The sequence below is a fragment of the Brenneria nigrifluens DSM 30175 = ATCC 13028 genome (assembly GCF_005484965.1).
In the GTDB taxonomy this organism is placed as follows: domain Bacteria; phylum Pseudomonadota; class Gammaproteobacteria; order Enterobacterales; family Enterobacteriaceae; genus Brenneria; species Brenneria nigrifluens.
In genome coordinates this window covers 668,733-682,897 of record NZ_CP034036.1, presented here as the reverse complement: position 1 = coordinate 682,897, position 14,165 = coordinate 668,733, and the positions used below count along the sequence as shown (strand labels likewise).

The window sequence follows — 14,165 nt, the reverse complement described above, 5'->3', positions numbered from 1 at the left end:
TTTGTTCCGGCGTCGACAAGGAGCGCCGTAGCCTGATGTTGCTCGCTTATTTCGCCCGCCGCCTGCTGCTGGTGCTGCCGATTGCCCTGGGGATCTCGCTGCTGGTTTTTCTATTAATCAATCTGCAGCCCGGCGATCCCTATGCGTTGATGATCGACCCCAGCGCCCCGCCGGCGGTAAAAGAGGCGCTATTGCGGAAAGTCGGCTATTACGATCCCCTTTATCTTAAATACCTCAAATGGTTAGCGCGCATCGTGCAAGGGGATTTCGGCTTCTCGCTTCACTACCGCGCCCAGGTCGGCGAGGTGATCGCCGGCCGCCTCGGCAATACCCTGCTGCTGGCCGGCGCGGCGCTGACCATCTCGCTGCTGGTGGCCGTGCCGGTGGGCATACTCGCCGCGCTGCACCGCAATTCGCCGCTGGACACCCTCGCCGTCTCCCTGAGCTTTGTATTTTTCTCCATCCCGTCGTTCTTTTTCGGGCTGGTGTTGATCAAAATCTTCGCGGTCGATCTGCGCTGGCTGCCGGTTTCCGGCAAAGTCACCCTCGGCCACTCCCTGCAGGGGCTAGATTACGCGCTGGACGTTCTGCGTCATCTGGCGCTGCCGGCGCTGGTGCTCGGGCTGATGAACAGCGCCGTGTTTATCAAATATCTGCGCAGCAGCATGCTGGGGATTATCGATCAGGATTTTATCCGCACCCTGTACGCCAAAGGATTGTCGCGGCGCCGCATCATTTGGCGACACGCGCTGAAAAACGCCGCCAAGCCGATGATCACTATTCTGTCGCTGGAAATTCCGGTGCTGTTTTCCGGCGCGTTGATGACCGAAACCGTGTTTTCCTGGCCGGGGATCGGCCGCCTCAACTATGAAGCGGTGTTGAACCGCGACTACAACCTGCTGATGGGCATCATCATGCTGCTGGCGTTGCTGACGCTGGTGGCCAACCTGCTGGCCGATATGCTTTACGCGCTGGTCGATCCGCGAGTGAGGTACGCATCATGAGCAGCGCTTTTCCTCCGCTGGCCGGCGCGGCGCAGCCCGCGGGCAATGTGATGTGGCGGCGCTTCCGCCGGCATCGTTCCGGGATGATCGGGTTGGTGGCGCTGAGTCTGATCGTGCTGCTGGTGATCGTCGTCCCGCTGGTCAGCCCACTGGATCCCAATTATATCGACCTGGCGCAGATCGAAGCGCCGCCGTCCGTCCGCCACTGGCTGGGCACCGACGAACTGGGGCGCGATGTATTCACCCGGCTGATCTACGGCGGACAGGTGTCGGTGCTGGTGGCGTTCAGCGCCACGCTGTTGCAGCTCACCATCGGCGTGACGCTGGGCGGGATCGCCGGCTACTTCGGCAAAGGGATCGACGCCGTCATCATGCGCTTTACCGACATCATCATGTGCTTTCCCTTTTACGCCATCGCCATCACCCTGGCGGGGATCCTCGGCGCCAGCACCTGGAACGTGGTGGTGATTATCGGCGTACTGAACTGGACCGGCATCGCCCGTCTGGTGCGCGCCGAGTTTCTCTCTTTATCCCGCCAGGAGTATGTGGACGCCGCCCGGGTCATGGCGGTCGGGCACGGGCGCATTATTTTCCGCCATTTGCTGCCTAACGCGCTGGGGCCGGTGATTGTCTACGCCACGCTGGCCGTCGCCACCGGCATTCTGGCCGAAGCGGCGCTCAGCTTTCTCGGTCTGGGGGTGAAACAGCCGACGGCAAGCTGGGGCAATATGCTTTCGGCGGCGCAAAGCATGCGGGTGCTGGGCAATGCCTGGTGGCTGTGGCTGCCGCCGGGGCTAATGGTGTTTGTTATGGTGCTGTCCATCAATTTTATCGGCGACGCGCTGAAGCAGGCGTTCGATCCATCCTCGCCGCCAGCCTAGTCGTTACATAACCGGAATAGTGGAGGTTGCTGACTAAAGTCGCCTGTAAGACCGAGATACCCGGGCCTAGCGTACCGAGGGGCCATTATGGGACACATCCTTGTGTCCCACCCTTGCGGGTCAGCATAAATGCTGTTCAAATTTGCTCCCGGCAAATTTGTCGGCGGCTTACGCCGCTACGACCCCTCGCCACGCTCTCCCTAATAACAAACGTTGGCAATGGCTTGAATAACGGAGGCGATATGTCTACATCCCTGAATCAACAAGAGCAGCAGTGGCTGTCCCGCATCGATGAGTGGGTGGCGCAACATCGGCAGGAGCTGCTCGACGATTTGACCGCCTGGGTGCGCATTCCCAGCGTCAGTCGGGCGGATCAGGCCGCCGACGGCGCGCCTTTCGGGCCGACCTGCGCCCAGGTGCTGGATCTGGCGCTTAACCGCGCCCGCGAACTGGGATTTCGCACCGAAACCCATCAGGGGTACGCCGGTTCGATTATTTACGGCGACCATCCGCAGGAAATCGGGCTGGCCAGCCATCTGGACGTGGTGCCGGAAGGGGAAAACTGGGTCTATCCGCCGTTTGACGTCACCCGCAAAGGCGAGTTTCTGATCGGCCGCGGCGTGGCGGATAACAAAGGCCCCGCCGTGGTGGATCTCTATCTGCTGCGCCTGATCCGCGATCTGGGGATCCCGCTGTCGCACAACCTGCGCGTTATCTACGGTCTGGCGGAAGAGACCGGCATGGAAGATCTAAGCTGGTATGCGCGGAACGCGCCGGTTCCGGCGATCTCCATCGTCACCGACGGACGTTTTCCGGTCAATTACGCCCAGAAAGGACAGCTTACCCTGACGCTGAACGTCCCGGTGGGCGAGCAGCTGGCGAATTTATCCGCCGGGATCGCCGGCAACAGCGTGCCGGAACGCGCCGGCCTGCTCCTGACCGGCGTCGATCAAAAGACGACCGACGAACGGCTGTCGCGGCTTGCCGGGCTGGCGCAGGGCCGTATCCGGACAACGCCCAAAGACGACGGGCTGTGGGTGGAGGCGCAGGGCATCGCCGGTCACGCCGCTTTCCCCGAAGGCACGCTCAGCGCCGTGCGGGTGCTGTTTTCCGCGCTGCTGGAGGCGCGCCTGCTGAAAGATCTCGACCGGCAGGCGGCGCTGTTTTTTGAACAGGCGCTGGCATCGCCTTACGGCGACGAGATCGGCATCGCCTTTGAAGATCGGCCGTCCGGTAAGCTGACGTTTAACGCCGGGATTTGGCGTCCTCATCCGCACGAACGCGCCCTGCAGGTTTCGCTGGATATTCGCTATCCGGTGACGCAAAACGCGCAAAGCCTGCTCGCCGCGTTGGAACACCATCTGCTGCCGCATGGGATCCGGCTGCTGACGTGGAAAGACGCTCCGCCTTTTTATATTGAAGAGGACGACCCGCGCGTGCAGATCCTGCAGCAAAGCTATCAGGCGATCCGCGCCGGCGACGAAGCCCCCTACGCGATGGGCGGCGCCACCCATTCGAAAGTGCTGCCGCGCGGCATCACCTTCGGACCCGGCTATGCCCGAACAGAGAAACGGATACCGGACTTTCTGCCCGCCGGACATGGTTACCCGCACGGCGCCGACGAGTCTCTGCACCTGCCGTCGCTGCTGTCGGTATTCCCGATTTACGTGCTGGCCATCATCCGTCTGGATCGCTGGCTGCGGCAAAATCCGCAATAACCCGTTCACCGCCCTGAGGAAATATGCCGATGCCCGCAGACAAGCCCTCCCCTTTACTGACAGTGTGCGACCTCAACGTCGGGTTTCAGCACCCGTCGGGCTACCAGCGCGCACTGACCAATCTCAACTTCGATCTGTATCGACATGAAGTGCTGGCGCTGGTGGGGGAATCCGGTTCGGGCAAGAGTCTGACGGCGCTGTCGATTCTCGGTCTGTTGCCCGCCGACGCCCGCATCGGCGGAACGGTGACCTTTGCCGGCCAGTCGCTGCTTGACGCCTCGCCGCGGCAATTACAACAATTACGCGGCAAACGCATCGCCATGATTTTCCAGGATCCGCGGCTGGCGCTGGATCCTGTGTTCAGCATCGGCGAGCAGATCGCCGAAGTGCTGCTCACCCATAAGAAAGCGAGAGACCGGGCGGCGGCCAGGGCGCGTACGCTGGAATTACTGCAGTTGGTGGAGATCCCCGACGCCGCCGGCCGTATCGACGCCTACCCGCACCAGCTTTCCGGCGGCCAATGCCAGCGAGTGATGATCGCCATGGCGCTGGCCTGCGATCCGGATATGCTGATCGCCGATGAGCCGACAACGGCGCTGGATGCCACGATACAGAAAGAGATACTCCAGATGCTGCGCCAGCTTCGCCGGCGCATCGACATTGCCATCCTGCTGATTACCCACGATATGGGGGTGGTGGCGAATATCGCCGATCGGGCGATCGTGCTGCGTCGGGGGGAAATCGTCGAAACCGCCGACATCGCCGACCTGTTCTCTCGGCCGCGGGCTGACTACACCCGCGCCCTGCTGGCCGCCATCCCGCGCTATCAGCGAAAACCACCGGCGGCCGCGTTTGCCGATGCGCCGGTGCGGGTGAACGTTGAGGGTTTGCATGTGGAATATCGCCGCCGCGGGCAGCGTTTTCGTGCGCTGGACAACGTCTCCCTGTCGCTGCCGGCGGGCTGTTTTACCGGTCTTGTCGGAGAGTCCGGGTCGGGAAAATCGACGTTGGGACGGGCGCTGGCGGGGCTTATCTCCCCCAGCGCGGGCGATATCACCATCGATAATGTCAGCATGGCGCGCGGAAAAAGCGAGGATATCCGGCGTATTCGCCAGGCCATCGGCTTTGTGTTTCAAAGCCCGCGCAGTTCGCTCAATCCGCGCTACAGTATCGCCCAGTCCATCGCCGAGCCGCTGGAAGTGCATACCGACGCCAGCAAAGCGGCCGTCGCCGCCCAGGTGGACAGCCTGCTGGAACAGGTCGGGCTGGGGGCGCAATGGCGTCAGCGCTATCCGCACCAGCTCTCCGGCGGCCAGTGCCAGCGCGTGGCCATCGCCCGGGCGCTGGCGCTGAAACCGACGCTGCTGATTGCCGATGAGCCGACGTCGGCGCTGGATGTTTCAGTGCAGGCGCACATTCTGGATTTGCTGCAAAAACTCCAGCGGGAATATCAGTTCAGTTGCTTATTTATCAGCCACGATCTGGTGGTGGTCAGCCAGCTGTGTCGCGACGTGGCGGTATTAAAAGACGGCCGCCTGATGGAATACGGCAGCGTGGATAACGTCCTCCATCGGCCCGGCCACGCCTACACCGCACGGCTCGTCGACAGCATGCTGCACCCGCTGACGGCAAGCCGCAGGCCCTAAACCGTGCTCACGCCCCGCGGACCTATGCGCGCCGCAAAGCCCGGCAAAAAGACGTTATCACCACTAATCAAGCGCAAAGTCTTGCCGCAACATGTGAAAACATTTAATTCACAAAAGCATCTCAATGTGTTTTCACTGCAAGGGAAAAACATTTTTCAGTATGATAAAAAATCATTGAGCGATAAATTTTATTTATATCATTTCATTAATAAAAAAGGAGTCGGCACCGCCCGATTCATCCCGGCGACCGGCCATGCTGAATCGTGCTCAAAAAGTGCTAAATTGTGACTTAAACAGGCATTCTGCTAAGTGTTTTTCACAAAATAGTTAACGTGCTACAATGAAATTTGATATATGTCAATGGAACCGTAGATTTATCAGCCGGCAAAATCAGTGTTTACTGTTATGTTGCTGTTAATAAGGTTAAACTATGCACCACTTTGAGCTCTGTTAGTCTGGCTCCGTTATCGCCTGTTTAGCGCATTTTCGTGCAGGTGAATGAGCATCAAGAACGCATTTACGTACTTTAGTCCGATGTTGAGTGAGATGGTGGCTCTTTACCTAAAAACTCCAATTATAACAGTGACTTCTGTACTTCTCTTTATTATTTTAGTTGGCAATTCAGGTAGCAAACATGCAGACGCCGCACATTCTTATTGTTGAAGACGAGTTGGTAACTCGCAATACCCTCAAAAGTATTTTTGAGGCGGAAGGATACCTCGTTCACGAGGCCACAGACGGTGCAGAAATGCATCACATTTTGTCCGAGAACGACATTAATCTGGTGATTATGGATATTAATCTGCCGGGTAAAAACGGTTTGCTATTGGCGCGCGAACTGCGTGAACAAGCCAGCGTCGCGCTGATGTTCCTGACCGGCCGCGACAACGAAGTGGACAAGATTCTTGGCTTGGAAATCGGTGCCGATGACTATATCACCAAACCGTTCAATCCCCGAGAGTTAACCATCCGTGCCCGTAACTTGCTGTCGCGTACCATGAATCTGAGTGGCGGTACGGAAGAGCGTCGTTTGGTTGAAAGCTATCGTTTTAACGGTTGGGAGCTGGACATCAACAGCCGTTCGCTGGTCAGCCCCACGGGCGAGCAATACAAGCTGCCGCGCAGTGAATTCCGCGCCATGCTGCATTTCTGTGAAAACCCGGGCAAAATTCAATCCCGCGCGGAGCTGCTGAAGAAAATGACCGGACGCGAGTTGAAGCCTCACGACCGTACGGTCGACGTCACCATCCGCCGCATTCGTAAGCATTTTGAATCCACCGCCGATACGCCGGAAATCATCGCCACTATCCACGGCGAAGGTTACCGTTTCTGCGGCGATCTGGAAGAGTGACTCCCTTCAGGCCGAAGCAGCGAGCTTCCACTCCCTGCTTCGGCAACTTCTCTTGCACCGCCGATGGTTTTCCCGCTACTCCCCGCCAGCACTTTGCGCCCACGGCATCACCGGCACGGCGCTTAACGCATTTTTCGGCGACCCTTCCACCAGACGATCGGAATAGGCCAGATAGATCAGCGCATTGCGTTTCCCATCGTAAAAGCGCACCACCTGCAATTTTTTAAACACCAGCGAGGTGCGTTTCTGGAACACCACCACCCCTCTCTTGCCGCCGTTTTTTATTTTGTCGCTCAGCGCTATCGGCCCGACCTGCTGACAAGAGATCGCCGCGTCCGCCGTATCCTCCGCCAGCCCTAACCCGCCCTTGATGCCGCCGGTTTTCGCCCGGCTGATGTAGCAGGTCACGTTATCCACATCAGGATCGTCAAAGGCTTCCAGCACAATCTTGTGGTCCGGCCCCAGCAGTTTAAACGTGGTATCGACGGAGCCGACCTCTTCGGCCTGAACCGCGTTCACAGACAACATCAATAAACTAACGCTCAACATAAACTTTTTTTTCATCTTCCTACTCTCAGATTACTCATCATCAGTGATTAATATGCGCATGACGCAAAGGCGTTCCACACCGCCGCCCATATTGTATTATTTGAATAACCAACCGAACATCGTCAAAATCTTAGGCAGTGCCGATGTAAAAAAATTGCTATGATGCAGGCTCTCCATGCGCTTAGTGTTCAGTGTGTTTTATGAGGAAGATCTTCTATGGATCAAGCCAGTATCATACGTGACCTGCTTAACTGGCTGGAAAGCCATCTCGATCAACCATTATCACTTGATCATGTGGCGGCAAAAGCAGGTTACTCCAAATGGCATTTACAAAGAATGTTCAAAGATGTAACCGGACATGCGATTGGTTCCTACATCCGCGCCCGTCGGCTAACCAAAGCCGCCGTGGCGCTGTGTCTGACCAGCAGACCGATCCTTGATATCGCCCTGCAGTATCGCTTCGATTCTCAGCAAACCTTCACTCGCGCATTCAAAAAGCAGTTCGCACAAACGCCCGCATCCTATCGGCGTTCCGATAACTGGGACACCTTCGGCATCCATCCGCCGATCCGGCTTGGCGAGTTCACCCTGCCGCAACCGCAGTTTGTTACGCTGCCGGAAACTCCGCTGGTGGGGATGACGCAATCCTACAACTGTAGTCTGGAGCAGATTTGTAATTTCCGCACTGAAATCCGCGTTCACTACTGGCGTCAGTTTCTCGGCGAAGCCAAAACCGTTCCGCCGGTGCTTTACGGCCTGCATCACTCACGGCCCAATAAAGAGAAAGATGACGAGCATGAGGTTCTATACACCACCGCGCTGGAACCACGGCATTTGCCCGAAGGCGCACATCCCGGAGAAGCCATCACCCTGCCCGGCGGGGAGTATGCGCTGTTTATCTATGAAGGCCCGACGGACGGGCTACAGGACTTTATCGTCACCCTGTATGACACCTGTCTGCCTACGCTCAAACTTATCCGCCGCAAAGAGTTCGATATCGAACGTTTCCACCCGCCGAAGGACATCAAAGATACCACAGACCGCCCGCCGGCCGTCATCCGCTGTGAATACCTGATTCCGATCAGCGGCTCATCGTTATCGTTGTAACTCATCCAGGGCCGGGGCATCCAGATGCGAAATATCACCAGCGGTTTCAACCACCCACCCGGAGGCCAACCACGGACTGTGTTGATAATCAAGGCGCGACAGGGAACAGTTGCGCAGACGCAGCCGACGCTCAGCCCAGGCGGGTAAGCCAAGTACCGTACTGAGCAGGCATCCCAGCGCCATACCGTGACTGACCAACAGCGGGCGGCTCCCTTCCGGCAGCGTCAGACAACGCTCCAGCACCGCGTGCATGCGCGTCGCCAGTTCCGCCATCGACTCGCCCTGCGGGATGCGCCCGTCAGGCGTGCCATCCACCAGCTGTTTACGCCACCCTTCCTCTTGCGGACTCAGCAGGTCAATATCCCGTTCCTCCAGGATACCCATATTAAGTTCGCGCAGGCGCGGCTCAATGATTATCTTACAGTCGCCGCACGCCTGGGCGATAATTTCCGTGGTCCGGCGGGTACGCCCTAAATCACTGGTAAGAATATGCGTGATGCCCAATTTTTTTACCCGTTCCGCGACCTGATGCGCCTGATGCTCCCCCCGGGGCGTTAGCGCGCTGTCGGAGTGCCCCTGAATACGTCGCGCCACATTCCATTCTGTTTCGCCGTGGCGAACAAGATATACCTGTAACATGGTTATTTTCCGTTATACTGCGTCAAATTAACTAAAGAGTACGAAACCGTTATGTATCACGTTGTAGCTGCGACCACCAACCCGGCAAAAATTGAAGCTATTACTTTAGCATTCACGGATGTCTTTGGCGCAGACAATTGCCGTATAGAAGGTGTCGACGTCGACAGCGGCGTGCCACGCCAGCCTCTCGGTTCGGTTGAAACCCGCACCGGGGCCAGAAACCGGGTGATGATGGCTCGTCAGGTACGCCCGGAAGCTGATTTTTGGGTTGGCGTTGAAGCAGGGATAGAAGAACATATGACCTTCGCCTGGATGGTGGTTGAAAACACCCGCCAGCGCGGTGAGTCACGTTCCGCCAGCCTGGTTCTGCCTGAAAGTATATTACAGGGTATCCGCGCGGGGAGAGAATTAGGCGATGAAATGGCGCGGTTGACGGGTATTCAGGATATTAAACGCCAGGGCGGGGCAATCGGGGTTTTCACCGACGGCAAACTATCGCGCGCCAGCGTTTATCATCAGGCGCTGTTGCTGGCGCTGGTCCCTTTCCATAATCCTATCTATCAGACGCCGATACAGATTGTAAATTAACCCGGGTTGCCTTGCTCTTTATCTACCGGCAGCAATTGCGCTTCCAGCCAGTTTTTCAGCGCGGGAGGCGCGGCCTTCAGGCTGTTCGACCCCCTGGTGATGGTGGCGATCCCCGCCCCCAGTTCATTTTTCAGCTCACGCTGACTCATTTCGCCACGTATCAGTTCCTGAATGATACGTACCCGCGTACCCAAAGCGGTGCGTTCGTCCTCGGTCAACAACAGATGTAATAACGGCAGATGAAGGTCTTCGCTCATTGACTGCTGCAATAACGCCACAAAACGTAGCCAGTCTTTATTGTCCTGCTCGGAGAGCGCGGGATGGTTAAGAGATAACGGAGTCATAACGGGGCTACCATACTATTTAACTAGTACGGCAGCATATCACAGGTTATGAAAAATGATCGCACGGATCGCGCTCAGTAACGCCGCTGCCATTCCGCATCGGTCAGCACGCCGGCGGGCTGGCGCAGAAAATGACGATAAAAAACGTCGTACGCCAGCACGTTTTTCACATATCCGCGCGTTTCGGAGAACGGAATACTCTCAATAAACGCCACGGCATCGATGCGTCCCGCGCTGTTTCTCAGCCAGGTATTGACGCGGGACGGCCCCGCATTATAGGCGGCCGAGGCCAGAATACGGTTGCGGCCGAAAGTCTGATAGACATACTCCAGATAACTGGTTCCCAACAGGATATTCGTCTGCGGGTCAAACAGCTGGCTGCTGTTGCCGTATCCGGCGATATTGCTCATCTTCGCCGTCTGTTGCGCCGTCGCCGGCATTAGCTGCATAAGCCCGGAGGCGCCGACCGGTGAACGCGCCTGCGGATTCCAGGCGCTCTCCTGGCGGGCTATCGCCATGGCGTAACTCTGGCTGATGCCTTTATCCTGCGTGGCGCGCAGGAATTCGTCGTTCCAGGCCAGCGGGAAGCGCTCTTCCAGATGATCCCACAGCTTGGCGACGATGGTGGCCTGCACGCTTAAGTCGGCCCAGCGCTGCTCGAACGCGTAGCGCGCCAGCGCCTCCTGCTGCGACGGCGTGCTGCCGGCCACCAGCCCCACCCACTCGCCGCGCGCCAGATTGTCCATGCGCCAGAACATCAGTTCCCGCACGCGGGCGACCTCCGGCCGCTGCGCTAAGGCGCGATCCGGCCTGACGGCGACTTTTATGGTTATCGGGTAGGCTTCACGCAATTTCTGCGCCGCCACCATGGGGTAGAATCCGCGCTCCGCCATCAGCGCGCGCAACAAGGCTTCTCCTTCCTGACGTTTTCCCTGATCCAGCAGCAAAGCGGCCTGCCAATAACGCCATTCATCCTTCTGCCGCGCCTCCGCCGGCAATCGCGCCAGCCAGGTCGCCAACCCCTGCCGGTCCCCGGTTCCCAGCGCCATTCGCACCCGCCGCTCCAGCAGGGTGGTGGAAGCGCTGCGCCGCACCACCTCATCGCGCCAGGCGGCCTGTTGCACAGTAGCGTCATTGCCCATCAGACGCCAGGCGATGGTTTCCTCCATTCCCTGGCGTTCCTCCGCGCTCAGTTTTTGCAGGCGAACCAGCACCGGCAACATGGAACGGGCGTTATCCGCATCCTGTCGGGCCACGCGACTAAATGCGGACAGAGTGACTTTGCGGGTAAAGTCGGTCGGCCCCGTTGAGCGGGCAAAACTTTCCAGCGTGTTCGGATCGCTTTGCAGCTTCACCAGGGCGTCGCTAATGGTTTGGTAATCGTCGGGAAGCTGTCGGGCAAGATAACTCACCAGCCCGCTGCTGCCTTCGTTCATCGCCAGCCGCATCCGCTCCAGCGTAGTCAGCGGCGTCTGTTCGCCCGCCTGTTGCCAGACGGCGAACAGTTTATCGCAGACCGCGGGCAGCGAACGACCCGTCAGCCAGATATCGCGGGTGGCCTCCCAGACGCCCTGACGCTGCCCGGTAGCCCACTGCGCGTAATGAAAATTACAGCGCGCCGCCACCGGTTTCGGCGGCTGAGGGCTGAAAGCCAATAGCCCTTGCCAGTCCTGACGGCGCGCCAATTCATTGACAAAGCTGGTATGCAGATTACGCGCCGGCGGCAATGTGGGATGGGTGGTAATGAATTGCTTAACCTGTGAAGCGCTGACCTGGCTCAGATCCTGCGTCAGCGAGCGATATTCCAGATAAGGATAGAGCGGATAGTCGCGCAGCGTCGGCATAATCCGCGCCACCACGTCCAACTGGTTGCTATCCCACGCCTGTTTAACCTGCTGATAACGCTGACGCTGCTCGTCCAGAGAATCCGCCAGCGCGTGACCCGAAGCTCCTGCCAGACATACCGCCGCAATGGCGTACCACCAATGACCCGCTTTAACCATAACCTGCGTTAACCTCATCCGTTATCGACATGACGCAAAATATCAACGCCAGCAAACCGCTTGCGCAAAAAAATCGCCGTTATCCTGCTTGCACTGTTCAAGTGTGGCACATCATACAAAACAACGACATGCCAATCGGGCAGAATGCCGAACCATGCGCATCTTTTCCTCAATGGGGGCGGCTTCGCCGTCTACCCATCACGGCAAATGGCCGGATAGCTGGGATCGGGCGCCGAAACCGGCTACACTCCGGGATCAGAATGATCGATCCGCCGCAAAGGCGTCATCGTGTCAATACAACACAGACAGAAAGAGGCGAAGTCGCAACGTGGCTCAATATGTTTATACCATGCATCGCGTCGGTAAAGTCGTTCCGCCGAAGCGTCATATTCTGAAAAACATCTCCCTCAGCTTTTTCCCCGGCGCCAAAATTGGCGTGCTGGGCCTGAACGGAGCCGGTAAATCGACGCTGCTGCGCATTATGGCCGGCATCGATAAGGACATTGAAGGCGAGGCCCGCCCGCAACCCGGCATCAAAATCGGCTATCTGCCGCAGGAACCGCAACTCAACCCGGAGCATAGCGTGCGCGAATCGGTTGAGGAAGCCGTAGCCGAAGTGGTGGAGGCGCTGAAACGCCTGGATGAAGTGTATGCCCTGTACGCCGAACCGGATGCGGATTTCGATAAACTGGCCGCCGAGCAGGGCAAACTGGAAGAGATCATCCAGGCCCACGACGGCCACAACCTGAACAACCAGCTGGAGCGGGCGGCGGATGCGCTGCGCCTGCCGGACTGGGACGCCAAAGTCGCCAATCTTTCCGGCGGCGAGCGCCGCCGCGTAGCGCTGTGCCGCCTGCTGCTGGAAAAACCGGACATGCTGCTGCTGGACGAACCCACCAACCACCTGGATGCGGAATCCGTGGCCTGGCTGGAGCGCTTCCTGCACGACTTCGAGGGCACCGTGGTGGCCATCACCCACGACCGTTACTTTCTTGATAACGTCGCGGGCTGGATTCTGGAACTGGACCGCGGCGAAGGCATTCCCTGGGAAGGCAACTACTCTTCCTGGCTGGAGCAGAAAGATCAGCGTCTGGCGCAGGAAGCCTCTTCCGAAGCGGCGCGGCGCAAATCCATCGAGAAAGAGCTGGAGTGGGTGCGTCAGGGAGCCAAAGGCCGCCAGTCCAAGGGCAAGGCGCGTCTGGCGCGCTTTGAAGAGCTTAACAGCACGGAATACCAGAAACGCAACGAAACCAACGAACTGTTTATTCCACCGGGTCCGCGCCTGGGCGATAAAGTGGTTGAAGTCGCCGGCCTGAGAAAATCCTATGGCGAACGCCAGTTGATCGACGGGCTCTCCTTCTCGGTGCCGAAAGGGGCGATCGTCGGCATCATCGGGCCGAACGGCGCCGGTAAATCGACGCTGTTCCGCATGATGTCCGGCCAAGAGCAGCCGGATAGCGGCACCATCGAACTGGGCGAAACGGTGAAGCTGGCGTCGGTCGATCAGTTCCGCGACGCGATGGACAACGGTAAAACCGTGTGGGAAGAGGTTTCCGGCGGGCAGGATATCATGCGTATCGGCAGCACCGAGATGCCAAGCCGCGCCTACGTGGGCCGTTTCAACTTCAAAGGGGTCGATCAGGGTAAGCGCGTCGGCGAACTCTCCGGCGGCGAGCGCGGCCGTCTGCATCTGGCGAAGCTGTTGCAGGTGGGCGGCAACGTTCTACTGCTTGACGAACCCACCAACGACCTGGATATCGAAACCCTGCGCGCGCTGGAAAACGCCCTGCTGGAATTCCCCGGCTGCGCCCTGGTGATCTCGCACGACCGCTGGTTCCTCGACCGTATCGCCACCCACATTCTGGATTATCAGGATGAGGGGAAAGTGGAGTTCTTCGAAGGCAATTTTACCGAATACGAAGAGTACAAGAAGCGTACGCTCGGCGCCGACGCTCTGGAACCGCACCGTATCAAATACAAAAAGATCGCCAAGTAAATGCCCGACGGCCCGCGCCCGCGGGCCGTTTTGCTCTCCCCTACGGAGCGCTAATCGAAAAAACGCGTTATCCTCTCGGCACAATGCCGTTCTATACCCTAAATAATTCGGGTTGCAGGAAGGCGGCAAGGGAAGGACAAATTCGTCGGGAACGAATTTGACCAGCTAACGGCTGGCCTCCGGCGAGAGACAGGATGTCTCTCATTTAATCCCGATGAGCTTACTCAAGTAAGTGATTCGGGTGACTGAGCGCAGCCAACGCACCTGCAGCTTGAAGTATGACGGGTATACACTGTGTATTAAGCAAGACATGTGCAGCAATAAACCAAAAGAGGAACC

The 14,165-nt window shown here is 58.2% G+C and carries 13 protein-coding genes; 9 read left to right on the top strand and 4 right to left on the bottom strand.

Annotated elements, in window-relative coordinates; translation table 11 throughout:
* The first annotated feature begins 35 nt into the window (after positions 1-35).
* From EH206_RS03120 to arcA, 6 genes are all read left to right on the top strand, one after another.
* On the top strand, positions 36-1,004 hold the full coding sequence (locus tag EH206_RS03120) for an ABC transporter permease (RefSeq protein WP_009111362.1): 969 nt from the start codon (positions 36-38) through the stop codon (positions 1,002-1,004).
* Entirely contained in the window at positions 1,001-1,885 is an 885-nt protein-coding gene (opp4C, locus tag EH206_RS03115; protein WP_009111361.1) for an oligopeptide ABC transporter permease, read from the top strand. Before EH206_RS03120 ends, opp4C begins: the two co-directional genes overlap by 4 nt.
* Before the next feature lie 242 nt (positions 1,886-2,127).
* Entirely contained in the window at positions 2,128-3,603 is a 1,476-nt protein-coding gene (locus EH206_RS03110; protein WP_009111360.1) for a Sapep family Mn(2+)-dependent dipeptidase, read from the top strand.
* Between the two features lie 29 nt (positions 3,604-3,632).
* Complete coding sequence (locus tag EH206_RS03105) at positions 3,633-5,249, top strand: dipeptide ABC transporter ATP-binding protein (RefSeq protein WP_009111359.1); 1,617 nt, start codon at positions 3,633-3,635, stop codon at positions 5,247-5,249.
* 3 nt (positions 5,250-5,252) lie between these two features.
* Positions 5,253-5,537 carry a hypothetical protein gene (locus tag EH206_RS03100; protein WP_136163859.1) on the top strand — a complete coding sequence of 95 codons (285 nt, stop codon included), beginning with the start codon at positions 5,253-5,255 and terminating at the stop codon, positions 5,535-5,537.
* 346 nt (positions 5,538-5,883) lie between these two features.
* Positions 5,884-6,600, top strand: coding sequence for a two-component system response regulator ArcA (gene arcA, locus EH206_RS03095; RefSeq protein WP_009111358.1), 717 nt, complete (start codon positions 5,884-5,886; stop codon positions 6,598-6,600).
* A 75-nt stretch (positions 6,601-6,675) separates the two neighbouring features.
* Here arcA and creA read toward each other — a convergent pair whose 3' ends face one another.
* Positions 6,676-7,164, bottom strand: a complete 489-nt coding sequence (creA, locus tag EH206_RS03090; protein WP_009111357.1) for a protein CreA — start codon at positions 7,162-7,164, stop codon at positions 6,676-6,678.
* A 201-nt stretch (positions 7,165-7,365) separates the two neighbouring features.
* Here creA and robA point away from each other — a divergent pair, with 201 nt between their 5' ends.
* The gene (gene robA / locus EH206_RS03085) at positions 7,366-8,256 is read left to right on the top strand and encodes an MDR efflux pump AcrAB transcriptional activator RobA (protein WP_009111356.1); all 891 of its coding nucleotides are present in this window, start codon (positions 7,366-7,368) and stop codon (positions 8,254-8,256) included.
* On the opposite strand, the gene gpmB is transcribed toward robA, so the two are convergent.
* Entirely contained in the window at positions 8,245-8,895 is a 651-nt protein-coding gene (gpmB, locus tag EH206_RS03080) for a 2,3-diphosphoglycerate-dependent phosphoglycerate mutase GpmB (protein ID WP_009111355.1), read from the bottom strand. The two genes, robA and gpmB, sit on opposite strands and share 12 nt — an antisense overlap.
* 51 nt (positions 8,896-8,946) lie before the next feature.
* On the opposite strand from gpmB, the gene yjjX reads away from it, so the two are divergent.
* Positions 8,947-9,483: an inosine/xanthosine triphosphatase gene (gene yjjX, locus EH206_RS03075; RefSeq protein ID WP_009111354.1), complete on the top strand. Its 537-nt coding sequence runs from the start codon at positions 8,947-8,949 to the stop codon at positions 9,481-9,483.
* On the opposite strand, the gene trpR is transcribed toward yjjX, so the two are convergent.
* Both trpR and sltY read right to left on the bottom strand, forming a co-directional pair.
* Positions 9,480-9,827 (bottom strand): trp operon repressor, encoded by a 348-nt coding sequence (gene trpR, locus EH206_RS03070; protein ID WP_009111353.1) that lies wholly within the window; start codon positions 9,825-9,827, stop codon positions 9,480-9,482. The genes yjjX and trpR overlap by 4 nt on opposite strands.
* Positions 9,828-9,901: 74 nt before the next feature.
* Positions 9,902-11,830, bottom strand: coding sequence for a murein transglycosylase (gene sltY / locus EH206_RS03065; RefSeq protein ID WP_009111352.1), 1,929 nt, complete (start codon positions 11,828-11,830; stop codon positions 9,902-9,904).
* Between the two features lie 328 nt (positions 11,831-12,158).
* On the opposite strand from sltY, the gene ettA reads away from it, so the two are divergent.
* A complete protein-coding gene (gene ettA / locus EH206_RS03060) occupies positions 12,159-13,826 on the top strand; it encodes an energy-dependent translational throttle protein EttA (protein WP_009111351.1) in 1,668 nt (555 codons plus the stop codon).
* Positions 13,827-14,165: the final 339 nt, after the last annotated feature.

What these genes read in the sequence shown, in the direction of transcription:
- EH206_RS03120 (WP_009111362.1), top strand. Translation starts at nt 36, where the DNA reads ATGTTGCTCGCTTATTTCGCCCGCCGCCTGCTGCTGGTGCTGCCGATT.
- opp4C (WP_009111361.1), top strand. Translation starts at nt 1,001, where the DNA reads ATGAGCAGCGCTTTTCCTCCGCTGGCCGGCGCGGCGCAGCCCGCGGGC.
- EH206_RS03110 (WP_009111360.1), top strand. Translation starts at nt 2,128, where the DNA reads ATGTCTACATCCCTGAATCAACAAGAGCAGCAGTGGCTGTCCCGCATC.
- EH206_RS03105 (WP_009111359.1), top strand. Translation starts at nt 3,633, where the DNA reads ATGCCCGCAGACAAGCCCTCCCCTTTACTGACAGTGTGCGACCTCAAC.
- arcA (WP_009111358.1), top strand. Translation starts at nt 5,884, where the DNA reads ATGCAGACGCCGCACATTCTTATTGTTGAAGACGAGTTGGTAACTCGC.
- creA (WP_009111357.1), bottom strand. Translation starts at nt 7,164, where the DNA reads ATGAAAAAAAAGTTTATGTTGAGCGTTAGTTTATTGATGTTGTCTGTG.
- robA (WP_009111356.1), top strand. Translation starts at nt 7,366, where the DNA reads ATGGATCAAGCCAGTATCATACGTGACCTGCTTAACTGGCTGGAAAGC.
- gpmB (WP_009111355.1), bottom strand. Translation starts at nt 8,895, where the DNA reads ATGTTACAGGTATATCTTGTTCGCCACGGCGAAACAGAATGGAATGTG.
- yjjX (WP_009111354.1), top strand. Translation starts at nt 8,947, where the DNA reads ATGTATCACGTTGTAGCTGCGACCACCAACCCGGCAAAAATTGAAGCT.
- trpR (WP_009111353.1), bottom strand. Translation starts at nt 9,827, where the DNA reads ATGACTCCGTTATCTCTTAACCATCCCGCGCTCTCCGAGCAGGACAAT.
- sltY (WP_009111352.1), bottom strand. Translation starts at nt 11,830, where the DNA reads ATGGTTAAAGCGGGTCATTGGTGGTACGCCATTGCGGCGGTATGTCTG.